Below are 24,794 nucleotides of genomic sequence, written 5' to 3'. Positions count from 1 at the left end.
GCTACTTGACGTGACGCGCCGAGGCCAGCGCGGTGACATTCTCGTCGGTCGCAGCCGCAGGTTCGACGACTGGCGCAGGCTGATCCGTCACGATCAGCGTTGCCGGATCAGCAGCCGCACGGCTCGCCTGCTCCACTTCGCGCACCATCCTCAGTGCCGCCATCAGTTCGGCCGCTGTCATGGTGGATGCGTGCGAGGCGGGCAGCCCGTCCCGGCGGATTGCGCTGTGCACGACGCAGAGGATCAACACCAGCACGGCCGGCATCAGGTCGATCGAGATCGCGCCGGCCCAGCTCGGGATGAAGTCACCGGCATAGCGCAACACCGCCTCGGCCGGAGACATCGCCTGGAATCGTGCCGGCTCGATCTTCGGTCGGTCGAGAATCGCATCGGCCGCCGCGGCGAGTGACGTGGCCTGCGCCGCCACGGCGCCTTCCACCTTGCCGACCACCGCCGTCTGCCGGTCGGCAAGATCGAGGCTACGGCCGCTCGCGGCCGGGGCGATGAACGATGACGACAGCGAGGTCGCGGCACGCTTCACCGCCGGCGCCACCGAGGTCTGCTGAAGATTGGCGATCACGCCCATCAAAGCCAGGGACTCGGTCGCGAAGCCATCGCTGCGCTCGCCGATCGGGCCGCGGTCGGACACCAGCTCTCGCATCTTGGCGAGGTGCTTGCCGCCCTCTTCGAACAGCGTCGAGACGCGCTTGCCGGAGGCTTCAACCTCCTTGCCGAGACTGTCGAGCTGGCTCGACATCTGGGTCATTAACTGCACCACAGTGCCGGAACCAGAGGTCCCGGTGAGCGATCCGGTGCGCTCGGCTTCCGCCAGCTTGGCAAAGCGCGACGCGGCGATCTGGATATCGGGCAGCAGCCCTTGCGCAGCGATGGCGTTGGTGTTGGCGGCATCGAGATCGCGGGTGTAGTCCTGCACGGTGATCGCCAGATGCTGCCGGATCGCCGCAGCGCCGGCCAGCGCCGACGCATTCAGCCAAGACGACATCGCCACGATCATCAGCGAGCCGAGCAGCATGCAGCCGAACATCAGCCAGCGACCGGCGCGATCGACCACGTGCGGCATGAACTGCATCAGGAACACCCAGAAGGCGTAGATGCCGACCGACACTGCAACCGAATAGATCAGCGCGGCGAAGAACACCGTGGTGGCACTGCCGTTCAACAGGTCGCGCACCCCGAGATAGGTGTAGACGCCGGCGGCCAGAGCCAGGATCGCAGTGGTCAGCTTCAGCATCACTTCGAGCCGGACCACGCCCCGCGACAGCAGCAGCGATGCGGGGACGAGAGATGATGCAGGTGAAGAGGACGAGAGCGAGGGGGAACTTGCGGCCGGAGGAGCGGCTTCGGGCATCTGGACATCCACAATGTGCGCATGCTGCGCACGGCCAACGCCCCCGCGTTTCACTAGCGACTGTTAGTTATGGAGTTGGACCAGATTATGGTGACCCGCTGCCTGCGCCTGTGCCACAAGCAAGCTAAGTGTTCAGAAGTGCGCGTTCAGCCGCAGCATCGCCTGGTGACGTTCGAAGTGATCGAGGTTCAAAGGCCGCGCGTCGCCGAGCGATTGGCCTGAGACCTGCACCTGCCAGGTTCCAGAGACACCTAGCGTCGGCGTGATCGCATAGGAAAAGGTCGGGCCGAGGAAGACAGCGTCGCCGGCGAAGCGATCGAGCCCGCCGCCATCATAGGCGCGCAGATAACGCAGCCCGACACCGGCGACGAAGCCAGGAGCGAAGGCATAAGACAGCGCGCCGTGAAGCTGCAGTTCGGAATCATGGCCCCACACGCCGGTCGAAAGCTGACGTGTGGCGCCAGTGCCGTACCAGACGTTGAAAGCGGCAAACAGCCGGTCCTTGATCAGTTCGCGGTCGAACAGCGCGGCAAATTCCGCGCCGTATTGCTCGATCCGCATGCCGCTCGCTTCATCGACGCGGCTCCAGCCGGGCTGCGCGTGCAGCGTCAAGCCGAACGGCGCGACCTCACGGTCGATCAGCTTATAGCGGACTTCGAAACCGGCGCCGTTGAACGACAGATGGCGGCGATCGTCATAGCCGGGAACCGCATCGATGCGCTGGGCACCGAGCGCCAAGCCGGGCGCGATGCGGAGACGATCGTTCACTGTGTATTTGACCTGGGTGAGCGTCGCCAAGGTGGCGTAGCTGCCGCCGCGCTTGCCGAAGCCAGCGACATTCTCGAGCTCGACCTCGATTTCGCCGGGCTGGCCGATATCCGAGCCCATGGTGAAACCGAAGATGTGTTCGGTGTCGACACCCTCGGCATGATGACTGCCCGGCACGGTTTCCGGCTTGTCGGTGACTGCGTGAGAGAGCGATGGCAACCACGAGGGTGCGTGGCCCCGCCAGCCTTGCGCCTCCTCGGCGGCGGCCGGCATGGTCCCGGCTAGCAGTGCTGCGAATGAGCGCGCGGCATGTCTGCGGCCTCGGCGTGACGCAAAGCTGTCAGCCTTCCGCCCGCGGCTCACCGCTGCCCGCCCGCTCGCCATCGCCGTTTCTCCCTGGTGCCCGAATCCATTCGCCCAGTGATCCCGCCCCGCAGCCTGCGTCATTGATGTGTCTCGGCGAAAGCGGGTCGAGGCTGCGGCAAGGCCCAATGCCTGATGAAACTTCCCCAGCATGAGCAGGTTGACTTATTTGCAATTGCAAATCAATTGCAAATAATGGGCGAGCAGCTCCAGGCGGGGTGGTTTTGCACAGACAGGTCGGCCCCGGGGCTGGCGGGGGAGCCCCGGGGCCAGTCATCGCCAACCGGGGAGGTCTCGGCGGTGACGGCAGGATCCGCGGGCCGATGGCTGGCCGACGTGGTGGGTCCTGTCTGACAAATCCCTTGCATGCCCAGGTCGGCGAGCGAAAGCGCCATCGCTTCAAGTGGTTCCAAGCTTACTAACCGATCGTGCGCGATCGCACCGAGCAAATTAGGCCGAAATCAACACCCAGGTATAAATACCGACGCTCCCTGCCCCGCCATCTTTGGATGGCCATCATGTACTTCGACGTACAGACGAAACCGGGATCGCGCGTTGCCGCTGCACAGGCGCACCGCGTAGAACTGAGACCACGCGATTCACCGGCGTAGGAGGCGTAGAACTGACGAGTTTTGAGGGGATCGCGATCGATCCGAACTACGCACTTGCGGGTGCGGTGACCGGTTTCGTTGTCGGCCTCACCGGGGTTGGGGGCGGCGCGCTGATGACGCCGCTGTTGCTGCTGATCTTCGGAATCGCCCCGCATGTCGCAATCGCCACCGATCTGTGGTTCGCGGCGATCACCAAGCTGATCGGTGCGGCCGTACATAATCGCCGGGGCCACATCGACTGGGGCATCGTCACCCGGCTATGGGCCGGCAGCCTGCCTGCGGCCGGCCTCGTCGTTGCGATCGTCGCGCTGTCCGATCCAGTCGGACGCACGCAGTGGCTCACCAAGACCATCGGCGTGGTCGTGATCCTCACTGCACTCGGCATCGTATTCGCACCTCGGCTGATCGCAGCTTTGAATCCGGCGGTGCCCAACGACGAGCAGCCGGGCCCGGATCGGACGTCGCTCACGATCTTGGCCGGCGCAGTGCTCGGCGCGCTGGTAGCGCTGACCTCGATCGGTGCCGGCGCGCTTGGCACCGTGCTGCTGCTGTATCTCTACCCGCGACGGCTGCTGCCGCATCGGCTGGTGGCGACCGACCTCGCCCACGCCATCCCGCTCGCGATGGTCGCAGGCGCGGGTTACTTGGTCGCCGGCATGGTGGATTGGCACATTCTCGTCAGCCTGCTGGCCGGTTCCATTCCCGCGGTGATCGCCGGCGGATTGTCCGCCGGCAAGCTGTCGGGACGAAAACTGCAGATCGCGTTGGCGGCCGTTCTGTTCGCTGCGGGACTGAAAAGCCTGCTGTTCTGAGCCCAATGCGTTGAAGCGCCGCATCGCCGCGCAAATTGCGGAACATTTGGGCAGGCATCGCGTTGCGAAGCGTCACGATTGAACAGCCACGCGTTCGATCGCGCCGCATTCCACCGCCGCGCGATCGAGACTACAGGAAGGCACCGGAAACTCCGGTGATATGCAATGTCCGACGCCTGCGTCATCGAAGTCCGCGCCCGCACCGCCGGGATCCTGGTCCGCGAAGGAGACAGCTACTGCTTCTTCGCAGCACACCGCGACTTCCACGCGCTGGAGCGTCAATCGTTCGATTCGCTGATCGCCGCGCAGACCGCCGCGAGCCGCTGCGCCAATGGCGCTTCAGAGATTCGCGTCGATCCAACACGGACCGCGTCGCAGCGGGGTTAGTTCGCGCGGCGTTCAGCCACGACGGCGTGCACGCTCCGAACCCATGCCGAGGCGGCCGCTTTCCGCCAGTTCACGCAGGCGATGTCGGGCCCACACCCGCATTGCCACGCCTGACGGTTCGGACTGTGCGCCTGCCGCTTCGGACGTTTCCATCTGTTTGGATTCGTGCTCCGGATCGAAATTCATCATCATCAGCTCCGCATGACTTCGTAACATGTTCGGCAGCCCGACTCCGCCGAGCCCCGTGCGCGCAACTACATGCATAGTTCGCGCAATCCGCGGCGGTAGTTTTGTCATCAAGGCAGCCTGAATAGTTCCAATCTGCAAGCACCCGGCGCAAACTCCGACAACCGTCATCCGCCGCGTGTAGCAGCGTGACCATTGATTAGAATTGCTCTGTTATTGATCGAAATCAGCACGGCGACTTCCTCGCTTACAGCAGAAACGCCTCATAATGACGAGGCGCGAAGAACCGTCCCGGACCATGTGCTGCAGGAAGCAGAGGCTTCTCATCCTTCGAGACGCCCCCGGCTCTTATCGGGCTCCTCTAGATGAGGGGCAGTACCTTTGCAAAAGGAGGCGCCATTCACTCAACCTGTGAAGGGCCATCGAGCGGTGAACGCTCCCGCAACAAACTACCTGACGGAGAAATTCACGGGCACGCTGAAATTCAGCGAAGCCTGGGTGATCTCCGGAGGGAATGGCGGCAGCGGCTGGGCACGGCTGACCATCGCCAGCGTTTCGGCATCGAGCGCAGGGTGGCCGGAGGAACGCGCGAGCCTTGCACTCAGCACCTGCCCGCCGCGGCCGACCGTAAAGCTCAAAGTCGCGGTGCCCTGCACGCCGCTGGCGCGGGCCTCGGTCGGATAGCGCTTGAAGCGCTGCAGATGCGCCGCGAGGCGCTGACGATAGCTCGGCAGCATCGCGGCTGCCGCCTGGGCGCCGGCGAGCGCCGCCATCGCGTCGGCGGCGCGGCGTTCGGCACGTTGCGGCGCGCTGGTTCGCGGCGCCGGCGGACGGTCGGACGGATTCTGTTTGGCGACGCGCTCACGCTTGATCGGCTTCGGTCGCTCCGGTTTCGGCCTCGCCTGCTCGGGCTTTTCGAGCTTCACCGCTTCGGGCTTGGCCGGGGGCGACGGCTCAGCGTCCGGCGGCAGCGGCACCTCGGCCTTCTGTTGGATCGGCGTTGACGCGATCTCGGGCACTGCGGCGGTGTGCTGCACCGGTTCGGGTTCCGACTGCGGCGCCTCGGCCTCCTGCATCTCCGGGCCCGGCGGCAGATCGAGTGGGCTCGGCTGCGGCGATGCCGTCATCGGCGCAAGATCAATCATAATCGCAGCCAGCGGTTCACCCGGCGGCGGGACCTGCGTGTAGTAAGCCAGCGCGGCTGCCACCGCCACGGCGTGCACGCCGACGATCACCGCCGCCGACAGCAGCCACCGCGACGCGCCCTGCGCCGCCGCGCTGTCGTGCAGCGCGCGGGCGTTCACGGCTGAACGGCGCGGCCGTCGAGTCCGACCAGCGCCACCTTCAGATAGCCCGCATCGCGCAGCAAATTCATCGCCGCCATCAGATCGCCGTAGCTCACCGCCTTGTCGGCGCGCAGGAAGATCCGTTCGTCCTTGTTACCGCCGGTCGCTGTGTCGAGCGCCGAGGTCAGTCCCTCACGCGGCACCATCTCCTCACCCAGCGCCAGCGACAGATCGGGCCTCAGCGACACGAAGACCGGTTTCTCCGGCCGCGGCTGCGGCGCGGCGGTGCTGGCCGGCAGATCGACGCCGACATCGACAGTCGCCAGCGGCGCCGCCACCATGAACACGATCAGCAGCACCAGCATCACGTCGATGAACGGCGTAACGTTGATCTCGTGCGCCTCGACCATGTCGTCTTCGCCGCCGCGGCGGCTCGCAAGCTTGACGACCATCGGGTTCACCTCACCACGCGAGCGCGCTGCGGCGGACGCGCCGCCTCGCGGCTGATCATCAGCAGCAATTGGGTCGACGCGTCGCCGAGCAGCGCGCGATATGCCGTCACCCGCCGCGTCAGATGATTGTAGATCACCACGGCCGGGATCGCGGCGACGAGCCCGAGCGCGGTGGCAAGCAGCGCCTCGGCGATGCCCGGCGCCACCACTGCAAGATTGGTGGTGTTGGCCTTCGAAATGCCGATGAACGCGTTCATGATCCCCCACACCGTGCCGAACAGCCCGACGAACGGCGCCACCGCGCCGATGCTGGCGAGCAGGCCCGTGCCGATCGCGGAGCGGCGCGCCTCCGCAGCCTCGACCCGCTCGAGCCGCAGCGCCACGCGCTCGCGAAAACCTTCGTCATGGGTACCGCCCGACAGGCTGGCCTCGCGATCGACGGTCTGGATCATCTGCGCTACTGCGTCATGCTGGTCGGCGGTCTCCACCGCGGCCTGCTGCAGCGTGATCTCGCTCTCGAGCCGGTCGAGACCACGCTGCGCCACCGCAACGCTGCGGCGCAGTTCGATCGACTTGGCGAGCCACACCGTCCAGGCAGCCAGCGACGCCAGCGCCAACCCGACCATCACGGTCTTCACCACCGCGTCGGCGCCGAGGAACATCCCCCACGGCGACAGGTCGCGCGGCAACGTCGCCAGATCGGCCGCCGCCCACGCATCCCCCGGCAGCGCCGCGGCAATGACGGCAAGTGCCGCGATCGCAGCGCCACCGTGCCCTGCCGCGACGCCTTGGAGTTTACGCACTTTGCTCCTCGCTGAACTGCTTGGCGAGCGCATGGAACCGGGCGAGCTGATCGGCGCGCAGCTCGCGATTGGCGTCACGGCCGACGAACACCTTGAACATGATGCCGCCGTCTTGGTTGAGGAACGCCACGAAGGCACTTGCTTTGCCCATGAACGGGCGCTCGACGAACGCCAGCGCGCCGCAACGATCATGACGCAAGTGGCCGTGAAGGCCCTTCGGCTGCATCAGGTTGAAATAGCCGCGGCTGATCTCGCCGCGCGGCACCTCGCCGGTGAATTCGAAGATCGCGTCCTCGGTGTGCACGATCAGCGTCACCTCGCCCCAGGTCGCGATGTCGTTCATCGCGGCAACGAAGCCGTCACCGGGACCGAGCCGCGCCATGCCGTCCGGCAGTGCCGCGATCACCGCATGCGGCGACACGTTCCACTGCTTGGCGACCTCCTCGATCACGGCAGCCGGGTTGGCCGCCATGTAGGCACGAAGATCGCCGGTCTCGGAGGACACCACCGATGCCGCTGCAGTCGCCATCACTTCTCTCCTTGTCTCAGGCCGCAGCGGCGTTGCGCTCGCTGCGGATCACTTCAAACCCTTCGAACCGCGGATGCCCGAGATACAGGCTCTGCCCGGTGTCGTTACCGGCCCGCGCATGCGAACGGCGGAACTGCTCGGACGTGGTCCATGCCTCGAACGCCGCCTTGTTGGCCCACATGGTGTGGGTCGCATACAGCGTGTGGTCGTCGGCGACCGGCCCCTTGAGCAGATGAAACTCGACGAAACCGTCCATCTCGCTGAGATAGGATTCCCGCGTCGCCCAGATCTCCTCGAAGGTCTGCTCGGCGCCGCGTTTCACTTGAAACCGATTCATCGCGATGAACATCTTCTCTCCTTGCTGGCTTGTTGTTCGCTGGCTTGTTGTTCTGGCGCGGTTCAGGCTCCGATCGGAGCCCGCCCGTCACGCTCCTCCGAAGTGCACCTTGATCCCGCCCTTGTAGACGATGCCCGGGCCAGGGCTGCTGAACAGAATGTCGTTCTGCGACGAGCCGTCGGCCGACGAGCCTGGGATCGCATACGGACGATAGTAGTTGTTGAGCAGGTTATCGATCGAGAAGTTCAGCGTCACGTCCGCGGTCGGCCGATAGGCGATGTTGAGATTGACGAGATCGTATGAGGTTCCCGGCAGATAGCCGGTCGGCAGATTGGTGTTGGCGGCGTAGGATGCCCATTGCGCCGCGATCGTCAGCTGCCGGTCGAGCAGCCGCAGACCGCCGGTGGTGACCACCTTGCGGGCCGGTACCGAGACCAGGCCGAGGCCGGTGTCCGGATTGGTACCGCGGATCACCGCAGCATTGACGCCGACGAACCACATGCCGGCATCGTAATTGGTCTCGACCTCGACGCCCTCGATCCGGGCGCGCGGGATGTTCTGGTACTGATAGTATTTGCTGTACAGCCCGTACGCCGGGCCGAGCTGAGACACTTGTGGGGTCGAGCCGACCAGCTCGATATAGTTGTCGACGTCGTTGCGGAAAGCGTTGACCTTGCCGCGGAAGCTGTCGCTGGCGCTGAAGATGCCATCGTACTTCAAGTTGAGGCCGACTTCCTTGTTCTTGCCGACCTCCGGCCGCAGCGCGGTATTGGGGATCAGGCAGAACAGGCCGGTAGTGCCGTCGCCGCAGGTGAACAGCGCCGGACCGCCGCCGGTGACGTGGGCGCCGGCAATTAGGGTTTCGGTGATCGACGGCGCGCGATAGCCTTCAGCATAGGCGACATAGGGTGTGAAGCCGGCGATCGGCGTCAGGCCAAGGGTCACCTTCGGCGACAGTCGGCTGCCACTGGCGGTCGACGAGTTCGAATTCAGCTCATAATGGTCGTAGCGCGCCGCGCCGATGACCTCGAGCCAGTGCGCGTAATTGTTCTTCACCTGAATGAAGCCACCCGACACCGTGCGCTCGCCACCCGGGGTGGTGATGTTGGAATTGCCGCGCGAATCCCAGGTCGTCACCTTGTCGTTGAAGGCGTCAACGCCGTAGGTCACCGCGGTTCGCCAGTTGCCGTATTCGAACCGCGAAGTGTTGTTGGCATCGATGCCGATGGTGTCGAGGTTATAGCCGCGCTTGTCGCCGATGCAGCCGGAGATGTTGTTGCCGTAATTGCCGGCGCCGCAATAGCCCGAACCGCTCGTCGAATAGTGATAGGTCTTGGTCTGGTCGCTGTTGGTGCGATTGCCGTACAGGTTCACGCTCCAATCGAACCAGGTGTCGTCCGGCTGCGAATATTTCCAGCTCAGGGTTCCGGTGTAGTTCTGCAGGCTCGTGCCGTACACCGACGAGCCCTGATACAGCGCGCGCTGCGCTGCGGTCAGCACAGGGCCGCGGTTGAACTGGCCGACGTCGTAACTGAAGTCCTGGAAGATGCCGCCGATCTTGACTTCGTGGCCATCGGCAGGGCGCACCGTGAACTTCATCAAACCGGCGGCGAGATCGTTGCCGGTGTTGCCGATTTCGGTGCCGGCGCCGTCCTTGTAATTGCCCTGAGTGCGGTACACCGCGCCGCCGAACACGTCGACGCTGGGATCGACACGCACGCCGCCGAACACCGAACCGAGCCCGCGCGCGTTGTTGCTGCCGTAAGAGCCACTGAGGTCGACGCCCCAACGCTCGCCGGCGCGCACCACGTCGTCGATATCCTTGGTACGGAACGACACCACGCCGCCGATCGCGCCGGAGCCGTAGATATTGGCGCTCGGCCCGCGCACCACGTCGATGCCACCGATCAGTTCCGGATCGAGGAAGAACGAGCCCTGCGCGCCGTGGCCGGAACGCTGATAATTCTGCCGCGCGCCGTCGACCACCACGGCGACGCGGCCGAAGTCCTGCAGACCGCGAATGTTGATTGAGGTCGACGGCTCGTCGCCGCGATCCTGGAACGACACGCCGGGTGTGGCGACGAACACATCCTGCAGCCGGCTCGGCGGAAACTGCTGAATCTGCTGCAGCGTGATCGCGCTGGCCGGCGCCAGCGCGTCGATCGCCTTCTCCTCGTTCTTGGTCGCCACCACGGTGATGGCGTCGAGCGATTGGGTCGAGGCAGCCGCCTGTGCGTTGGCGTTGCGCAGATCGGCAGCGGGCGCCGCCGGCTGCGCCGTACGTGCCGCACGGTCGCGCTTCACCTGAGTCTGGGCCGAGGATGATGAGCTACTGGTCGCGGTTTGCGCCGAAGCCGGCGCGTTCGTCAGCGCGACGACGGATACGGAAAGCAGTAGCGCGTAGGCGCGCGAGTTTAGCCCCACCATGACAGCCCCAAGTGTTGTGAGTTGACGCAGGCTGGCGGGCTCGCACGAGGCGGCTGGCTGGCAATCCGCCGTCAGCACAACTGCTAACGGCTTGCAATTTTGGTAACCGAGCCAAAGTTCCGGGTCAACCGGACTTGGCCATTGATTAAAGCAATTATAACTTGACCGTGCGCGCAGCTAATTCAAACGTCATTTGCGTGTAGTAATGCTGCGCGCGCTCACACCGCCGCGGCGAGCTCGAATTCGGCGATATCGGCCGGCTCAGCCGGCAGCGTGGTACGATCGACTGCCGATAGCACGCGGCCGATACTGGCAGGCGTCGCCAGCGCGTCGAGCAGAAGCGTGGCAAGGTCCGCCCGCGCGATCCGGCCGTGGACCCGTGGATCGTCGTACAGCGCCCCCTGCCCGGTTGGCTCGCCGTCGGTCAGTCCGCCCGGCCGCACGATCGTCCAGTCGAGCGCGGCGTTGCGCAGATGGTCTTCCGCACGAGTCTTGGCGTCGAGCACCGGCCCGATCGCGGCGATGATTCGCTCCGACGCATAGGCGCGGCTGTCGCCGCAGGCGAGCGATGAGACCTGCAACACGCGCCGCACGCTGCAAGCCACCGCAGCATCGGTGATGGCGTTGTTGCCGACTTCGTCGATCAGCAGTGCGTCAGGTCCGGCGCCGCCAATTGCCGAGACGATCGCCTGCGGCCTCAATCCGTTCAGCGCACCCGCAACCGACGTGGTGTCCGCCACGTCGACGCTCGCGACGCCGGCGATACCGGCCAGTCCGTTCAGTCGCGCAGGATTGCGGCCGGCGACGAACACCGTCCAGCCGCGCGCGACGCCTTGCGTCACCAAATGGCGCCCGGTACGGCCGGTAGCGCCGAAAATCAGAACCCGCATCCTGCCTCTCCCGCTGTCGCTGCGGCCGTCAGTCCCGCCGTCAGACCGCTGGTCAGATTGCTGATCCAGAACGATCCAGCAAGGCTCGGCGAAAATCCGTCGCCGCGCAGTTCTCCCAATCCCGCAGCAGTCCAGTTGGCGAGCAGCGGCGTGACCGCAACGCGAAAGCCCGGCCGCAGCGCTTCGACCGCGGCCAGATCGAGCCGCCCGGTCTCAAGCCCCGACGCGATCATCGCATGCGCGGCGTGATCGGATGGCACCAGCGCCAGCCCTTCGATCGGCGCCAGATCCTGCGCTACCATCTCGCGGCGGCGCGCGATGTCGATGACGTTGCGCCAGCGGTGGCCATGCGCCTGCCCCCCAGCCCCGGCGCCAAACGGCAGGCAGGCCACGCCGCGCTTGATCGACGCATTGTAGCGGTTGCGTTCACGCAGCGACCGGACCAGATGCGACTGCGACACCTGCAGCCAGCCGTTCTCCGTCAGCCGCTCCACCCCTTCGGCATAGAGGCGCGCCTGCGCGGCCGGAGTCGCTGGCTGCGGCAATTTGCCGTTCTCTACCGCGCGGGCCATCGGCCCGCCGGGAAACATGTTGAGTGCATACAGCGTGACGCCATCGAGACCGATGCGCCCGACCGTGTCGATATCACGCCGCCAATCGGCGTCGCTCTGCCCCGGCAGCCCATAAATAAGGTCGCACACCACCGAGGTACGGCCCTGCGCCATCAGTTCGGAGAGAAATTCCGCAACCTCTTCACCGGTGCGCTTGCGACCGAGCCGCCGCCGCACTTCGGTGGAAAAGCTCTGCACGCCGATCGACAGCCGATTGACTCCGGCATCGGCCAGCCTCTTGGCCTTGGCGATATCGAAGCCGTAGGACCGCCCCTCCAGGGTGATCTCACAGTCGGCGCTGAGCGGGAGATAGCGGTGCAGCGCCGCGATCAGCCGCGCCAGATCTTCCGCATCGAGCGCCGACGGCGTGCCGCCGCCAATATAGATTGCGTCGATCGGCGCACTCGCGATCAGCGGCGTATGCGACTTGGCGGCGAGTTCCGCGATCAGGTCGTCGACATAGGCCGGGCCGGCTTCCGGCCGCCATACGTTCTCAAAGAAGCCGCAAAACAGGCAATGGTTTTGGCAATACGGCACATGCAAGTAAGCCACCGCCGTCTCGCTGCGCGGCGTGGCGAACACCCGCTCCATTACTGCCTGAGCATTGTCTTCATCCACCGGCCGGCTGCCGCGCCACGGCGGCGAAAACGCGCGCTTGCCGAACGCCTCGGTGAGCGGATCGCAGCCGACGCGCACCAGGTAATCGCCGGTCGATGCCGGCTTGACCGACATCGGATGACCGGCGCCATGCCCCCGATGACCACCGTGCCCGTGAATAGTCCCGTGCCCGGCATGCACTGGTGCGGCGCCCCGATCGCCCTGCTTCACCTCAGCCATTCTCACCGCCCGCGCTCCATCATCAAACGGGCAGCAATGCCAACCGCGCGCGACGCACGGTCAGCCGACACATGCGCGTGCGAATAGCTGGCCAGCCCGACCATCCGATCACACTCGTTATTTGCAAACAGGGGCTGGCGGGCGCTGCAAAACGCAGGGAGCTGGCTGGCACAGCGCAAGGCACAATTCGACCTCGCGTATCGTGAAGTTACGACGCACCGCGGCGCAAGCTCAAGCGCCGATCGCGCCGTTTATAGTAATTATAAGACACATTTTCGGATCACCGCTTATAACCAAGCGCTCACGTCGATGTCAGCAACAACACCAGAAGCGGAATGATGACAGCATCCGATCGATTGGGCGCAGATCCTACGCAAGCCGGGGCGAGCCCGAGTGGCGTGCGCGCCGTCAGCATCGTCGGCAATCAGATCGACAGCCGCGAATTGTTCACGATGGATCGGGAAATCGTGATCGCGCATGGCGACGATCGCTATCGCCTCCGCCTCACCTCGCAGAACAAGCTGATCCTGACCAAATGATCGCGAACGCTCACATCAAACGCCATCGCGCCGCTGTGTTCGCCGCGACGTTGCTCGCAGGCTCCTTGTCTCTGCAGGCGACCGCAGCCGAGATCAAGGTGCGCGATGCGCACGGCCGTGACGTCACTGTTGCTGATTCCTCGCGCACGCTGTCGATCGGCGGCGCGATCACCGAGGTATTGGCCGATCTCGGCCTGGCGCAGCGGATTGCCGGCGTCGATTCCACCAGCGTGTATCCGCCCGAAGCGGTCGCCGGAAAACCTAACGTCGGCTACTTGCGCCAATTGTCCTCGGAAGGTGTGATCGGACTGAACCCGACCCTGATCCTGGCGATGGATTCGGCCGGTCCGAAGCAGACGATCGATGCGATCACTTCGGCCGGCATTCCGCTGGTTTCGGTGCCGGAGGCGTATTCCGAACAGGGCTTGCTCGACAAGATCGCGCTGATCGGCCACGCCATGGGCGCCGACAAGGCCGCGACCTGCCTTGCCTCCGCGGTCGGCGACGACTTCACTACGCTGCGCAAACTGCGCGCCGCGATCACCAAGCCGGTTCGCGTGATGTTCGTGATGTCGCTGGTCAACGGCCAAGCGATGGCGGCCGGACGGAACACCGCGGCGGATTCGATCATCGCACTCGCCGGCGGCGTCAACGCGATCGACGGTTACGACGGTTACAAGGCGATCAACGATGAGGCGATCGTCGCGGCGCGTCCCGATGTCGTGTTGACGATCAAGCGCAGCCGTGATTCCTTCGAGGCCGACGCCTTCTATGCCCATCCGGCGTTTGCGCTGACGCCGGCCGGCCAGCACCGCGCTTTCCTGGCGATGGACGGACTGTATCTGCTCGGCTTCGGGCCGCGCACGCCGGCGGCGGCAGTCGAGGTCGCATCGAAGCTGTATCCGCAGCTCGCAGCCGAGGCCGCCGGCTTCAAACCGAAGGCCACCACGGTCGATTGCCGCTCATGAGCGTGTTGGCGCTTCCCCATCGCAGCCGCACCGGCGCGCCGCGCCCCGGCGCCGCGATCACGCTCGCCGTGCTCGGCGGGTTGCTGATCGCCGCAATGGCACTGGCGATGACGGTGGGCGCCGCCGGCATCCCGCTCTCCCGCCTGCCCGCAGCGCTCGGACTGACCGGCACCGCGGGCGATTCAGCGACGACGCGTGATCAGCTGGTGCTGTGGTCGATCCGGATGCCGCGGATTCTCACCGCGGCGATCGTCGGCAGCCTGCTCGCGGCAGCGGGCGCGCTGATGCAGGGCCTGTTCCGCAATCCGCTCGCCGACCCGGCGCTGGTCGGCGTCGCGAGCGGTGGCGCCTTTGGTGCGGCGGCCTCGATCGTCCTGGTCGAGCATCTGCTCGGCCCGCATCTGCGCGGCCTGCAGGAGTATCTGCTGGCGTTCGCCGCCTTCGGCGGCTCGCTGATCACCACCATCGTGCTGTACCGGATTGCGAGCCGATCGGGCCGCACCTCGATCGCGCTGTTTTTGCTCGCCGGTCTCGCGATCGCAGCAATCGCCAACGCCGGCCTCGGCGTTCTGGTGTTCGTGGCCGACGATCGCCAGCTCCGCGATATCACTTTCTGGATGCTCGGCTCGCTCAGCGGCGCCAACTGGGCCAAGGCCGCCTCCACCGGTTCTGTCCTGCTGATCGCGCTGTTGGTGCTGCTGCGGATCGCGGGGCGCCTGGATCTCCTGGTCCTCGGCGAGACCGAAGCGTTTCACAGCGGTGTGGACGTCGAGCGGCTGAAGCGGATCTCGATCCTGCTGGTGTCGGCAATGGCCGGGGTTGCTGTCGCGGTCACCGGCGTGGTCGGCTTCGTCGGGATCGTCGTGCCGCATCTGTTGCGGCTGGTGATCGGCCCGTCGCATCGGCTGCTGCTGCCCGCCTCCGCCGTTCTCGGCGCGGTGATGCTGGTCGTCGCCGACACCGTGGCGCGGACCGTCGTCGCGCCGGCCGAGATGCCGATCGGCATTCTCACCGCAGCGATCGGCGCGCCGTTCTTCCTGGCCATCCTGCTACGGCAGCGCAAGTTGGTGGGGCCATGACCGGCGTGCTGAAAGCCGAAGCGGCATCGTTCGCGCTCCCCGGCGCGACGCTGGTCGATCGCGTCGATCTCACCATCAGCCAGGGTGAACTGGTGGCAATCGTCGGCCCCAACGGCGCTGGCAAGTCCACCCTGCTGCGGATGCTGTCCGGCGATCTACGGCCGACCTCCGGCACCGTCTCGCTCGACGGCCGCGCGCTCTCCGACTATCCGCCCCGCGCGCTCGCCGCCCGGCGCGCGATGCTGGCGCAGCACACTACGGTGTCGTTCCCGTTCTCGGTCGAGGAGATCGTGGCGATGGGCGCGGACATCGATCCCCGCAAGGCTGCGCCGCTGTTCGACGCCGCACTTCGTGACGTCGGCCTCGACCATTTCCGCCACCGCGATATCACCACGCTGTCGGGCGGCGAGCAGCAGCGCGCCCATTTCGCCCGGATCCTGGTGCAATTGTGGAGCGGCGAAGCGGACGCCGGCCCCGGGCTGCTGCTGCTCGATGAACCGACCTCCAGCCTCGACATCCGCCACCAGCTCGATCTCGCCGAGACCGCGCGGCGCTGCGCCCGGCGTGGCACCACCGTGATCGCGATCCTGCACGATCTCAACCTCGCCGCCCGGTTCGCCGACCGTATCATCGTGCTGAGCGGCGGCCGGATCGCCGCCGACGGAGCGCCTGCCGCCGTCTTGCGGCACGAGCTGATCGCCGACGTGTTCGATGTCGCACTCACCGTCAACACCGACCTCGCCGGCCAGCCATTCGTGCTACCGGAGTTGGCCGACGATCGCCGCGCCGCCGCCCACGCTTGAGCGCGCGCCGCCTCTGCGTACCACATCACAGACATTCTAAGTAATAGCCGCCTCGACGCGGACGGTTTTGGACCGGTTCAATTTGTTGGTCGGCAACCGAGCGCTTAGTCTCGCCCGGTGATGCGAACGCATCTGCGTCGCACGGCCGACACCTAACAATTATCAGTTTCATCGTTTGCAGCGAAAGACCCATCGCCAATGAGCGTCAATGTGATTTTCGGCTCCGATGCCGGCGCGACCCGCGCCGTTGCTTCGCGGATCGCCAAGCGGCTGCAGGGCCGCGCCGTCGATATCAAGTCCGCGTCAGCCGCAGATTTCGAGGGCTGCAGCCTGCTGATTCTCGGCGCGCCGACTTACGGCTTCGGCGATCTGCAAACCGACTGGGAAGCCAACATCGACAAGCTCACCTCCGCCAATCTGGCAGGCAAGAAGGTGGCGCTGTTCGGCACCGGAGACCAGACCAACTATCCTGACAGCTTCGTCGACGCGATGGGGCTGCTGTACGACCACGTCGTCGAGCGCGGCGCCAATGTGGTCGGCTTCACCGAAACTGCAGGCTACGACTACACCGCCTCCAAAGCCGAACGCGACGGCCGCTTCGTCGGGCTCGCGCTCGACGAGGACGGCCAATCATCCAAGACCGAAAAGAGGATCACCGAATGGATCAGTCGTCTCACATGAGCGCAGCGACCTTGCAGATCTTCCAGCACCACCTCTACGAGCTGTCGAAGGGGCTCCGCCCGCTCGCGATGATGACGCTTCCGTCGGTCGAGGCCACCTCGATCGTGGCGCGGCTGCGCACCGCCGGTATCGCCCACCACGTCCACGAAGCGTGCCAGCATCGCATCAACGTGGTGTTCGGCGTCGCCTCCGCGGTCCGCACGGTGCAAGGCTTCATGACCGGCCCGCTGTGCAACCTGTCAGCCGAGCACGACTTCATGCTCGGCATCCTGCTCGGCTACGACCGCGAAATGCAGTGCCATCGTTTTCTGTCGCGTGCCGGCGGCAACACGGTCGAGGCGGTCGCCGAACCGACCCACACCGTGGCGCCGAGCGAACCGGTGCTGATCCACTGACGTCGGCGGCGCAGGATCGCCGCTCGACCATTCCTGCACGGACATGGTCCGCAAGCGCTATCCGTGAGGGGAAGGGTCACCCCACCCTTCACGTCATCGCCCGCGAAGGCGGGCGATCCAGTATCCCAGAGCGCTGGTTGATCCGTCCTGCGCTCACGAACAACTCTCTGCAATACTGGGTCCCCCGCCTGCGCGGGGGACGACGATGATGTTCGGGGCCATTCATTTTCCGGCAGCGACGTCGCTGCCGATTGCGCAGCGGCCGCGCTTCACTCCTCCTTGAAGCCGTATTCGGCGTTGTTGCCGGTGGCGCCGTAGTATTTGTAGGGCAGGAATTTGCCCGACATCGTGATCTTGACGCGGTCGCCCTTCGGGTTCGGCAGCCGTTCCATCACCATGTCGAAGTCGATCGCCGACATGATGCCGTCGCCGAATTCTTCTTCGATCAGCGCCTTCCAGGCCGGGCCGTTGATCATCACCAGCTCGTAGAACCGGTAGATCAACGGGTCACGCGGGGGCATGGTGATGCCCTCGCCGCGCATCGGCACCTCGTTGAGCATCGCGGTCTCGACCGCCGACAGCCCGAACAGCTCGGCCGCCTTCGCCGCCAGCGGCTTGGTCAGCTTCATCTGGCCGAGGATCGCACCGACCACCAGCACCTCGGAATGGCCGCCGATGGTTTCGCAGATGTACTTCCAGGTCCAGCCCTTCTCGCGTTTGATATCGAGCAGCTTCTCGGTCAGTTCGGCTCGCTTCATGGTCGGTCTCCTTGAGTGAGGTGGGGAATCGGTGGGTGATCGGGATCAGCGGGCGTTCGCCTGCAGCGGCACGTGCGCAGCGTCCTCGACGCCCGGCCGTACGACTGGCACGTGCAGCGGATCGTGGTGAGGATTGGTGCTGGTGAAGGTCTTGCTGCGCGTCACCAGGAAGTCGACGATGTGGTTGCGCAGCCCGTAGTAATAAGGATGCCGGTGCAGATCGATCCGGGCGCGATCCTTCGGCAACGGGTTCTCGACGATCTCGGCGATCACTGCGCCGGGGCCATTGGTCATGAGATAGATCTTGTCGGCGAGATACATCGCCTCGTCGACATCGTGGGTGATCATGAAGGTGGTCTGCCCGGTCTCCAGGCAGATGCGGCGTACCTCGTCCTGCAGCGAGCCGCGGGTCAGCGCATCGAGCGCCGAGAACGGCTCGTCCATCAGCATGATCTTCGGTGTGATCGACAGCGCCCGGGCAATGCCGACGCGCTGCTTCATGCCGCCGGACAGTTCGGACGGACGCTTGTGCTCGGAACCGGTGAGACCTACGAGATCGATGAAGCGCTGCGCATGGGCACGGACCTTGGCCTTGTCCCAGTCCCGCCACTTCGACGACACCGCATAGGCGACGTTGCCCATCACGGTGCGCCACGGCAGCAGCGCGTGGCTCTGGAAGATCACCGCGCGGTCGAGGCTGGTGCCTTCGATCGCCTGGCCGTCGACGATCACCGCGCCTTCGGTCGGCTGGTCGAGGCCGGCGAGGATGTTGAGCACGGTGGTCTTGCCGCAGCCGGAGTGCCCAATTACGCAGCCGAATTCGCCGCGCGGCAGCGACAGCCAAAGGTTCTCGAAGATCGTGGTCTGTCCCCCGCCCGCGGCCGGATAGCGTTTGGCAATCGCTTCGACGGAAATGAACTTGTCGGTCATGGGGCTCACTCCGGAAACGTGACCATGCGGGTGAACCGCGCCAGCACCTGGTCGAGTAGCATCCCGACCACGCCGATCAGCAGGATCGCAATGATGACGTTGACGATCGACAGGTTATTCCATTCGTTCCAGACGAAGTAACCGATGCCGGTGCCGCCGACGAGCATCTCGGCGGCGACGATCACCAGCCAGGCGATGCCGATCGAAATCCGCATGCCGGTGAGAATGGTCGGCGCCGCGGCCGGTAGGATCACCGTGAAAGCCCGGCGAACGGTGCCGACTTCGAGGGTGCGGGCGACGTTGATCCACTCCTTGCGGACTGAGGCGACACCGAACGCCGTGTTCAGCAGCATCGGCCACACCGAGCAGATGAAGATCACGAAAATCGCCGACAGGCTGGAGTCCTTAATGGTGTAGAGCGCCAGCGGCATCCAGGCGAGCGGCGAAATCGGCTTCAGCACCTGGATGAACGGATCGAGCGCCTTGTTCATCAGCGGTGACATGCCGATCAGAAAGCCGAGCGGGATTGCGACAGCCACGGCCAGCAGATAGCCGGTCATCACCCGCGCGATCGAATAGCCGAGCTGAATGCCGAGCCCCTTGTCGTTCGGGCCGTTGTCGTAGAACGGACGCTTGATGTGCTCCCACAGCTTGGCGCCGACCTCGAACGGCCCTGGCATCGCCGATTTGCCCTGCGTCGCGGTGGCGCCCATCAGCGCCGCATATTCCGGGCTCATCTTGGCAACTTCACCGCTGCCGCGCGTCGCCAGATGCCAGGCGGCGATGAAGCCGCCAAACAGCAGCAGCGAAACCACCGCGGCGCGGAGGCGTAGTGATTTGGTCATGACGTCACCCGTCGTGTCAGTGCGGGACCGAGAGGCCGGTGGCTGCGGCTTGGGGAGCCACCGGCGGCGCTGTTGCGACGCTCGTCGTTTGGGAGCCGCAGGCCGGCAGCGGTGGTGATCCAAACACGCCGCCGCCAGCTCGCGTCCCTTACGAGGCCTTCTTGATCTTGAAGCTGGCGAGATACTGATCCGGGTTGGAGCCGTCGAACGGCTTGCCCATCACCGAGAACGACCGCGAGGTGGCGTCGGGCGCCGCGAGACCGGCCTCCTTCATCAGCTTCGCCGTGTCGGTCGCGAGATAGACCTGCTCGGCGATCGTCTTGTAGTCGACGTCGCCCTTGATCTGCCCCCAGCGCTTCATCTGGGTCATGATCCAGATCGCAAACGACTGCCACGGGAACGGATCGAAATCGATCCGGTTCGGCTGCTTGACGACGTTGCCGAGGCCATCCGCATAAGTGCCGGTGAGGATCTGCTCAAGCACGATCGCCGGCTGGTTCAGATAGTTGGCCGGCGAGATCGCCTGCGCGATTTCCTTGCGGTTCTCCGGCTTGTGGGCGTAGGCGGTCGCCTCGATGATCGACTTGAGGAGCGCGCCGTAGGTATTCGGCATCGTGGTGACGAATTCCTTCGATGCGGCGAAGGCGCAGCACGGGTGGCCATCCCAAATTTCCTTGGTCAGGATTTGGATGAAGCCGACGCCGTCATAGACCGCGCGCTGGTTCATCGGATCGGGGGCGAGATAGCCGTCGATATTGTCGGCGCGCAGGTTGGCGACCATCTCCGGCGGCGGCACGGCGCGGATCTGGACGTCGACGTCGGGATCGAGACCATGTTCGGCCAGATAGTAGCGCAGCAGGTAGTTGTGCATCGAATAGTCGAACGGAACGGCGAATTTGAAGCCCTTCCAATCCTTCGGATTGCGGCGATCCTTGTGCTTCATCGCCAGGGTGATCGCCTGGCCGTTGATGTTCTCGACCGCCGGCATGGTGTACGGGATTGGATTGGAGCCGACGCCCATCGTGATCGCCAGCGGCATCGGCGACAGCATGTGCGCCGCGTCGTATTCTTTGTTCAGAGTCTTGTCGCGGATCACCGCCCAGCCGGCGGTCTTGATGACTTCGACGTTGAGGCCGTACTTCGCATAGAAACCCATCGGATGCGCCATGATGATCGGCGTGGCGCAGGTGATCGGGATGAATCCGACCTTGAGGTCGGTCTTTTCCAAGGGACCGCCCGAGGCGAACACGTCGGTTGCGGTCTGCAGCGGGAAGAACTGAGACACCGCGGCGAGCGCGGTAGCGGCACCGACCGACTTCAGAAAGGCTCGCCGCGAGGCATCCTGCGGAAACATTGCGCGCATCACCGCGGACGCGACAACGCCTTCGAACCGTTTCTCCTCGCCCTGCGTCACGGCGCTCTGCAGCGCAGCGGCCTGCTCGGCAGCATGCTCGGCTTCGGTAGCATGACGACCACAACTACAACCCGTGGTGTGCAGCCGGCGATTGGGATCGAACGGATTGTCGAACGTAGACATGGGACCTCCTGCGTGACGTCGAGGTCCTGATCGCAAGGAGCATGCCAAACACCGGAAGGCAGGCAGATGCGACGATTTGGGCGGTTTCGGCGGATTGCTGCATACGAAATCTCGTAATATACGGGATTTCGTAGTCGAATTACGAAAATTCGGAGTGTCCAATGGACCTCTCGTCGCCCTCTTCGCTCGCCGCCACGATCGATGCGCCGCTGCGCGCCGCCGTGTTCGACAGCGCCGTCGAAGCCGTGCTGCTGGTCGACCCGACGCTCGACCAGATCGTCGATGCCAACAGCGCCGCCAGCGTCCTGCTCGGCCACGGCCGTGACGCTCTGCTGCAGACCCGGTTCAGCGCGCTGCACGGCGCGCAGCTTCCTGCGCTCGTGGTGTTTACCCAGGCGGTGTTCGCCAAAGGCACCTATTGGACTCACGCGCTGACGCCGGTGCATGCTGACGGCACGCAGCTTCGATTGGAATACGCCGGCAAGCTGTTGCCGCATCGCGGCCGCTCGCTGCTACTCTTGACGATGAGCGATCTGGAGCAGCGCCGGCGGCGCTATGTCGACGCCGTCGCCGACGACTACATGCGCGACGGACTGCCGGCGTGGCAGCGCGTCGAGCGGGTGTTTCAGGACATCGAGCGCGAGAACCAACTCATTCTGCGGGCGGCCGGCGAAGGCATCTACGGCGTCAACGCCGAGGGAAAGACCACCTTCGTCAATCCGGCCGCGGAGCGGATGCTCGGCTGGTCGGCCGAAGAGCTGGTCGGCAAAGAGATGCACGCCATGGTGCATCACAGCCATCATGACGGAAGGCACTATCCCGGCCAGCAATGCCCGATCTACGCGGCATTTCGCGATGGCGCGGTGCATACCGTCGACGGCGAAGTGTTCTGGCACAAGGACGGAACGCCGGTCTGGGTGGAGTACACTTCGACGCCGATCCACGACCGCAGCGGCGGCGTGGTCGGCGCGGTGGTGGTGTTTCGCGACGTCAGCCAGCGCCACGAGGCCGACGAAAAGCTGCACGCCGCGCTGGCCGAAGTCGACCGCCTGCGCGAGCGGCTGCAGCTCGAAAATGATTATCTGCAAGAAGAAATCCGGATCGAGACCAATCCGCGCGGCATCATCGGACAAAGCGAGGCGATTCAGACCACGCTGCGCCAGGTCAAGCTGGTCGCACCCACTGCCGCCACCGTGCTGATCACCGGCGAATCCGGCACCGGCAAAGAACTGATCGCGCGCGCGATCCACGAAGCCAGCACGCGCCGTGACCGGCCGCTGATCAGGGTCAACTGCGCCGCAATCCCGCGTGAACTCTTCGAGAGCGAGTTCTTCGGGCACGCCCGCGGCGCCTTCACCGGCGCTGTGCGCGATCGCATCGGCCGGTTTGAGCTCGCCGACGGCGGCACCCTGTTCCTCGACGAGGTCGGCGAGATCCCGCTGGAGCTGCAGAGCAAACTGCTGCGCGTGCTGCAGGAAGGCAATTTCGAGCGCGTCGGCGAGGAGCGTACCCGCAATGTCGACGTCCGCCTGATCGCCGCGACTAATCGCGACCTGAAGCGGGAGGTGCAGCGCGGCCACTTCCGCGAGGACCTGTATTTCCGGCTCAGCGTGTTTCCGATCGAGTCGGTGCCGCTGCGCGATCGCCGCGAGGACATTCCATTGCTGGCGCAGCACTTCCTCGCAAATGAGGCCCGCGAACTGAAAACCGAGCTGCGGCTGTCGCAGGGCGACGTCCGCCGCCTGATGCGCTACGACTGGCCCGGCAACGTCCGCGAACTGCAAAACGTGATCGAACGAGCTACCATTCTGGCGCAGAACGGCAGGCTGCGGCTCGACCTGCCGGAAACGGCCGGCGGCCACGCTTCGGCTGCCAGCGGCCGTCAGAAGCTGGACGCCCGCCCCGCGGTGATGACCGCGGCCGATCTCCGCAGTTTGGAGCGCGACAACATCATCGCGGCGTTGCGCGCCTGCAACGGCAAGGTATTCGGCGACGACGGCGCGGCGGCGATGCTCGACATGAAGCCAACCACGCTGGCGTCGCGGATCAAAGCGCTGGGCATCGCCTCGCCGCGCGCCCAGGCGTGACAGCATCGACTGTGCGAGCTTACAGCGACGCCACCCGAGGCTCGTTGTCGCGCCGCCCGGCGGAGCTGGGCCGGTCGTGCCATTCGCGGCGCCAAGCGTTCGGCGTATTCCCGGTGTAGCGGCGGAAGATGCGCGAAAGATGCGCCTGATCGCTCAATCCGCAGGCAAGCGCGATCTCGGAAAGCGGCAGATCCGTCGACCGCATCAGTTGCTTGGCGCGGGCGACCCGGCGCTCGAGCACGAAACCGCGCGGCGCCACACCGGTGCTGCGGCGAAACGCGCGGGCAAAATGGCCGGGGCTGAGACCGATCAGTTGCGCCAGATCGCGGATCAGCAGACTCTCTCCAAGATGCTGATCGACATGCAGCAGCACCCGATTGAGCTGCCAACGCGCCAGCCCCAGTGCCTGCGCCTGATCAGGACGATCGGCGGACGCCTCGGGCGCATGACGGGCCTGGACCTCGCGCACCAACATCGTCGCTCGGGCCAGGCATGCCCGAGCGGCGAACGGATCGTCCTCGACAGCGTCGGATGCCTCCTGCAGCATCTCCGCCAGACGCGCAAAGGCCTCGCTTGGGCTGGCTAACCGGGACATGGCTTCGGCTCTGGGTGCGGTGCTCGCTGTCATTGCCGCTGATTGAAGGACAATTCGGCGACACGCTGAAGTCGGACCAAGGTGCGCTGCGGTGCTGCATTGGTTTCGCCAAGAATAAACCAAGGTTTACATTGCGCTTTCGGCACGAAACCGAGTAGCCGGCCGCCTTCCGCCGCCGTCCAAGCCGTCGTCGACGCTGAAAACTGGATTGTCCGCCGAAGCTTGATTAGATTTCGGCGGTGCGGAATCGCAGAGGACGCAGACCCCTTTCATGGCTTCCCTCCCCAGTCCCCTGATCGTGGTCGTCGATGACGACGCCGGCATCAGAGAAGCGCTGGAAGGCCTGTTCAGGTCTGTGGGGCATCGGGTGGCGCTGTTCGGATCGGCGCAGGATCTGCTGACGACCGGTGTTCCGCCCGATGCCAACTGCCTGATCCTCGATGTCCGCCTGCCCGGCACCAGCGGGCTGGACCTGCAGGACATGCTGTCCCGTCTGGAAGTCCGGATCCCAATCATCTTCATGACCGGCTACGGCGATGTGCCGATGACGGTGCGCGGGATGAAGGCCGGGGCCGTTGACTTCCTAACCAAGCCGTTCCGCGATCAGGAGATGTTGGACGCAGTATCCGCCGCTATCGAGCTCGATCGGCGTCGCCGCGAATCCGAACGCAAGCGCAACGAGATCGCCCAACGCTTCGACGCTCTTACCCCCCGCGAGAAACAGATCTTCGAAATGGTTTCCGCAGGATCGATGAACAAAAACGTCGCCGCCGATCTCGGACTGAGCGAAATCACCGTGAAGATTCATCGCGGCCGCGTGATGAAGAAAATGGGCGCCCGATCCCTCGCCGATCTGGTGCGAATGGCCGAAGTTCTCGCGCCGCGCGCCGGGGAAGCAACGTAAAACCA

General features: G+C 65.2%; 26 protein-coding genes. 10 read left to right on the top strand and 16 right to left on the bottom strand.

The features are described from left to right. Position 1: 1 nt before the first annotated feature. Entirely contained in the window at positions 2-1,369 is a 1,368-nt protein-coding gene (locus LRC39_RS11005) for a hypothetical protein (protein ID WP_346297274.1), read from the bottom strand. Between the two features lie 132 nt (positions 1,370-1,501). Further along, positions 1,502-2,521: a transporter gene (locus LRC39_RS11000; RefSeq protein WP_430624933.1), complete on the bottom strand. Its 1,020-nt coding sequence runs from the start codon at positions 2,519-2,521 to the stop codon at positions 1,502-1,504. A gap of 601 nt (positions 2,522-3,122) precedes the next feature. On the opposite strand from LRC39_RS11000, the gene LRC39_RS10995 reads away from it, so the two are divergent. After that, positions 3,123-3,923 (top strand): sulfite exporter TauE/SafE family protein, encoded by an 801-nt coding sequence (locus LRC39_RS10995; protein WP_346297502.1) that lies wholly within the window; start codon positions 3,123-3,125, stop codon positions 3,921-3,923. 165 nt (positions 3,924-4,088) lie between these two features. Then, positions 4,089-4,310, top strand: a complete 222-nt coding sequence (locus LRC39_RS10990) for a hypothetical protein (RefSeq protein WP_346297272.1) — start codon at positions 4,089-4,091, stop codon at positions 4,308-4,310. A 12-nt stretch (positions 4,311-4,322) separates the two neighbouring features. On the opposite strand, the gene LRC39_RS10985 is transcribed toward LRC39_RS10990, so the two are convergent. From LRC39_RS10985 to hutW, 9 genes are all read right to left on the bottom strand, one after another. Next, positions 4,323-4,499 (bottom strand): hypothetical protein, encoded by a 177-nt coding sequence (locus LRC39_RS10985; RefSeq protein ID WP_164636227.1) that lies wholly within the window; start codon positions 4,497-4,499, stop codon positions 4,323-4,325. 446 nt (positions 4,500-4,945) lie between these two features. Beyond that, the gene (locus tag LRC39_RS10980; protein ID WP_346297271.1) at positions 4,946-5,800 is read right to left on the bottom strand and encodes an energy transducer TonB family protein; all 855 of its coding nucleotides are present in this window, start codon (positions 5,798-5,800) and stop codon (positions 4,946-4,948) included. Next, positions 5,797-6,234: a TonB system transport protein ExbD gene (gene exbD, locus LRC39_RS10975; protein WP_346297270.1), complete on the bottom strand. Its 438-nt coding sequence runs from the start codon at positions 6,232-6,234 to the stop codon at positions 5,797-5,799. The genes LRC39_RS10980 and exbD overlap by 4 nt, the downstream gene beginning before the upstream one ends. A gap of 5 nt (positions 6,235-6,239) precedes the next feature. Next, the gene (gene exbB, locus LRC39_RS10970; RefSeq protein WP_346297269.1) at positions 6,240-7,037 is read right to left on the bottom strand and encodes a tonB-system energizer ExbB; all 798 of its coding nucleotides are present in this window, start codon (positions 7,035-7,037) and stop codon (positions 6,240-6,242) included. Beyond that, complete coding sequence (gene hutX, locus LRC39_RS10965; protein WP_107355289.1) at positions 7,030-7,566, bottom strand: heme utilization cystosolic carrier protein HutX; 537 nt, start codon at positions 7,564-7,566, stop codon at positions 7,030-7,032. Before hutX ends, exbB begins: the two co-directional genes overlap by 8 nt. 16 nt (positions 7,567-7,582) lie before the next feature. Then, entirely contained in the window at positions 7,583-7,915 is a 333-nt protein-coding gene (locus tag LRC39_RS10960; protein ID WP_346297268.1) for an antibiotic biosynthesis monooxygenase family protein, read from the bottom strand. Between the two features lie 75 nt (positions 7,916-7,990). Next, entirely contained in the window at positions 7,991-10,330 is a 2,340-nt protein-coding gene (locus LRC39_RS10955) for a TonB-dependent hemoglobin/transferrin/lactoferrin family receptor (protein ID WP_346297267.1), read from the bottom strand. Between the two features lie 218 nt (positions 10,331-10,548). Then, the gene (locus LRC39_RS10950; RefSeq protein ID WP_346297266.1) at positions 10,549-11,220 is read right to left on the bottom strand and encodes an SDR family oxidoreductase; all 672 of its coding nucleotides are present in this window, start codon (positions 11,218-11,220) and stop codon (positions 10,549-10,551) included. Beyond that, the gene (gene hutW / locus LRC39_RS10945; RefSeq protein ID WP_346297265.1) at positions 11,208-12,668 is read right to left on the bottom strand and encodes a heme anaerobic degradation radical SAM methyltransferase ChuW/HutW; all 1,461 of its coding nucleotides are present in this window, start codon (positions 12,666-12,668) and stop codon (positions 11,208-11,210) included. Before hutW ends, LRC39_RS10950 begins: the two co-directional genes overlap by 13 nt. Before the next feature lie 335 nt (positions 12,669-13,003). Here hutW and hemP point away from each other — a divergent pair, with 335 nt between their 5' ends. The 6 genes from hemP (at position 13,004) to LRC39_RS10915 (ending at position 17,133) form a co-directional block, all read left to right on the top strand. After that, the gene (gene hemP / locus LRC39_RS10940) at positions 13,004-13,207 is read left to right on the top strand and encodes a hemin uptake protein HemP (RefSeq protein ID WP_164572461.1); all 204 of its coding nucleotides are present in this window, start codon (positions 13,004-13,006) and stop codon (positions 13,205-13,207) included. Continuing rightward, complete coding sequence (locus LRC39_RS10935; protein ID WP_346297264.1) at positions 13,204-14,175, top strand: heme/hemin ABC transporter substrate-binding protein; 972 nt, start codon at positions 13,204-13,206, stop codon at positions 14,173-14,175. Before hemP ends, LRC39_RS10935 begins: the two co-directional genes overlap by 4 nt. Further along, complete coding sequence (locus tag LRC39_RS10930; protein WP_346297263.1) at positions 14,172-15,254, top strand: FecCD family ABC transporter permease; 1,083 nt, start codon at positions 14,172-14,174, stop codon at positions 15,252-15,254. Before LRC39_RS10935 ends, LRC39_RS10930 begins: the two co-directional genes overlap by 4 nt. Continuing rightward, entirely contained in the window at positions 15,251-16,057 is an 807-nt protein-coding gene (locus tag LRC39_RS10925) for a heme ABC transporter ATP-binding protein (RefSeq protein ID WP_107355283.1), read from the top strand. The genes LRC39_RS10930 and LRC39_RS10925 overlap by 4 nt, the downstream gene beginning before the upstream one ends. Positions 16,058-16,255: 198 nt before the next feature. Continuing rightward, complete coding sequence (gene fldA, locus LRC39_RS10920) at positions 16,256-16,738, top strand: flavodoxin FldA (protein ID WP_346297262.1); 483 nt, start codon at positions 16,256-16,258, stop codon at positions 16,736-16,738. Then, positions 16,717-17,133, top strand: coding sequence for a DUF2023 family protein (locus LRC39_RS10915; protein WP_011157671.1), 417 nt, complete (start codon positions 16,717-16,719; stop codon positions 17,131-17,133). The genes fldA and LRC39_RS10915 overlap by 22 nt, the downstream gene beginning before the upstream one ends. Before the next feature lie 269 nt (positions 17,134-17,402). Here LRC39_RS10915 and cynS read toward each other — a convergent pair whose 3' ends face one another. From cynS to LRC39_RS10895, 4 genes are all read right to left on the bottom strand, one after another. Further along, entirely contained in the window at positions 17,403-17,891 is a 489-nt protein-coding gene (gene cynS / locus LRC39_RS10910; protein WP_107344081.1) for a cyanase, read from the bottom strand. A 45-nt stretch (positions 17,892-17,936) separates the two neighbouring features. Beyond that, positions 17,937-18,821, bottom strand: a complete 885-nt coding sequence (locus tag LRC39_RS10905; protein WP_346297261.1) for an ABC transporter ATP-binding protein — start codon at positions 18,819-18,821, stop codon at positions 17,937-17,939. Positions 18,822-18,826: 5 nt separating this feature from the next. After that, entirely contained in the window at positions 18,827-19,666 is an 840-nt protein-coding gene (ntrB, locus tag LRC39_RS10900) for a nitrate ABC transporter permease (RefSeq protein WP_107355279.1), read from the bottom strand. A gap of 148 nt (positions 19,667-19,814) precedes the next feature. Beyond that, complete coding sequence (locus LRC39_RS10895) at positions 19,815-21,203, bottom strand: CmpA/NrtA family ABC transporter substrate-binding protein (protein ID WP_346297260.1); 1,389 nt, start codon at positions 21,201-21,203, stop codon at positions 19,815-19,817. 161 nt (positions 21,204-21,364) lie between these two features. Here LRC39_RS10895 and LRC39_RS10890 point away from each other — a divergent pair, with 161 nt between their 5' ends. After that, entirely contained in the window at positions 21,365-23,290 is a 1,926-nt protein-coding gene (locus tag LRC39_RS10890) for a sigma 54-interacting transcriptional regulator (protein WP_346297259.1), read from the top strand. A gap of 19 nt (positions 23,291-23,309) precedes the next feature. On the opposite strand, the gene LRC39_RS10885 is transcribed toward LRC39_RS10890, so the two are convergent. Next, positions 23,310-23,918 (bottom strand): helix-turn-helix domain-containing protein, encoded by a 609-nt coding sequence (locus LRC39_RS10885; protein ID WP_264055228.1) that lies wholly within the window; start codon positions 23,916-23,918, stop codon positions 23,310-23,312. A 238-nt stretch (positions 23,919-24,156) separates the two neighbouring features. On the opposite strand from LRC39_RS10885, the gene LRC39_RS10880 reads away from it, so the two are divergent. Then, positions 24,157-24,789, top strand: coding sequence for a response regulator transcription factor (locus tag LRC39_RS10880; protein ID WP_107355276.1), 633 nt, complete (start codon positions 24,157-24,159; stop codon positions 24,787-24,789). The last annotated feature ends 5 nt before the right edge of the window (positions 24,790-24,794 follow it).

Source organism: Rhodopseudomonas sp. P1 (genome assembly GCF_039642825.1).
Classification (GTDB): Bacteria; Pseudomonadota; Alphaproteobacteria; order Rhizobiales; family Xanthobacteraceae; genus Rhodopseudomonas; species Rhodopseudomonas palustris_H.
This window is presented reverse-complemented; position numbering and strand designations above follow the sequence as displayed.

Excerpts from the sequence above, each read along its gene's own strand:
- LRC39_RS10895 (WP_346297260.1), bottom strand. The coding sequence starts at position 21,203 with ATGTCTACGTTCGACAATCCGTTCGATCCCAATCGCCGGCTGCACACC.
- cynS (WP_107344081.1), bottom strand. The coding sequence starts at position 17,891 with ATGAAGCGAGCCGAACTGACCGAGAAGCTGCTCGATATCAAACGCGAG.
- LRC39_RS10960 (WP_346297268.1), bottom strand. The coding sequence starts at position 7,915 with ATGTTCATCGCGATGAATCGGTTTCAAGTGAAACGCGGCGCCGAGCAG.
- hutX (WP_107355289.1), bottom strand. The coding sequence starts at position 7,566 with ATGGCGACTGCAGCGGCATCGGTGGTGTCCTCCGAGACCGGCGATCTT.
- LRC39_RS10990 (WP_346297272.1), top strand. The coding sequence starts at position 4,089 with ATGTCCGACGCCTGCGTCATCGAAGTCCGCGCCCGCACCGCCGGGATC.
- LRC39_RS11005 (WP_346297274.1), bottom strand. The coding sequence starts at position 1,369 with ATGCCCGAAGCCGCTCCTCCGGCCGCAAGTTCCCCCTCGCTCTCGTCC.
- LRC39_RS11000 (WP_430624933.1), bottom strand. The coding sequence starts at position 2,521 with ATGGCGAGCGGGCGGGCAGCGGTGAGCCGCGGGCGGAAGGCTGACAGC.
- ntrB (WP_107355279.1), bottom strand. The coding sequence starts at position 19,666 with ATGACCAAATCACTACGCCTCCGCGCCGCGGTGGTTTCGCTGCTGCTG.
- LRC39_RS10930 (WP_346297263.1), top strand. The coding sequence starts at position 14,172 with ATGAGCGTGTTGGCGCTTCCCCATCGCAGCCGCACCGGCGCGCCGCGC.
- LRC39_RS10885 (WP_264055228.1), bottom strand. The coding sequence starts at position 23,918 with ATGACAGCGAGCACCGCACCCAGAGCCGAAGCCATGTCCCGGTTAGCC.
- LRC39_RS10880 (WP_107355276.1), top strand. The coding sequence starts at position 24,157 with ATGGCTTCCCTCCCCAGTCCCCTGATCGTGGTCGTCGATGACGACGCC.
- LRC39_RS10950 (WP_346297266.1), bottom strand. The coding sequence starts at position 11,220 with ATGCGGGTTCTGATTTTCGGCGCTACCGGCCGTACCGGGCGCCATTTG.
- LRC39_RS10955 (WP_346297267.1), bottom strand. The coding sequence starts at position 10,330 with ATGGTGGGGCTAAACTCGCGCGCCTACGCGCTACTGCTTTCCGTATCC.
- LRC39_RS10935 (WP_346297264.1), top strand. The coding sequence starts at position 13,204 with ATGATCGCGAACGCTCACATCAAACGCCATCGCGCCGCTGTGTTCGCC.
- LRC39_RS10890 (WP_346297259.1), top strand. The coding sequence starts at position 21,365 with ATGGACCTCTCGTCGCCCTCTTCGCTCGCCGCCACGATCGATGCGCCG.
- hutW (WP_346297265.1), bottom strand. The coding sequence starts at position 12,668 with ATGGCTGAGGTGAAGCAGGGCGATCGGGGCGCCGCACCAGTGCATGCC.
- LRC39_RS10915 (WP_011157671.1), top strand. The coding sequence starts at position 16,717 with ATGGATCAGTCGTCTCACATGAGCGCAGCGACCTTGCAGATCTTCCAG.
- fldA (WP_346297262.1), top strand. The coding sequence starts at position 16,256 with ATGAGCGTCAATGTGATTTTCGGCTCCGATGCCGGCGCGACCCGCGCC.
- LRC39_RS10905 (WP_346297261.1), bottom strand. The coding sequence starts at position 18,821 with ATGACCGACAAGTTCATTTCCGTCGAAGCGATTGCCAAACGCTATCCG.
- LRC39_RS10925 (WP_107355283.1), top strand. The coding sequence starts at position 15,251 with ATGACCGGCGTGCTGAAAGCCGAAGCGGCATCGTTCGCGCTCCCCGGC.
- exbD (WP_346297270.1), bottom strand. The coding sequence starts at position 6,234 with ATGGTCGTCAAGCTTGCGAGCCGCCGCGGCGGCGAAGACGACATGGTC.
- hemP (WP_164572461.1), top strand. The coding sequence starts at position 13,004 with ATGATGACAGCATCCGATCGATTGGGCGCAGATCCTACGCAAGCCGGG.
- LRC39_RS10985 (WP_164636227.1), bottom strand. The coding sequence starts at position 4,499 with ATGATGAATTTCGATCCGGAGCACGAATCCAAACAGATGGAAACGTCC.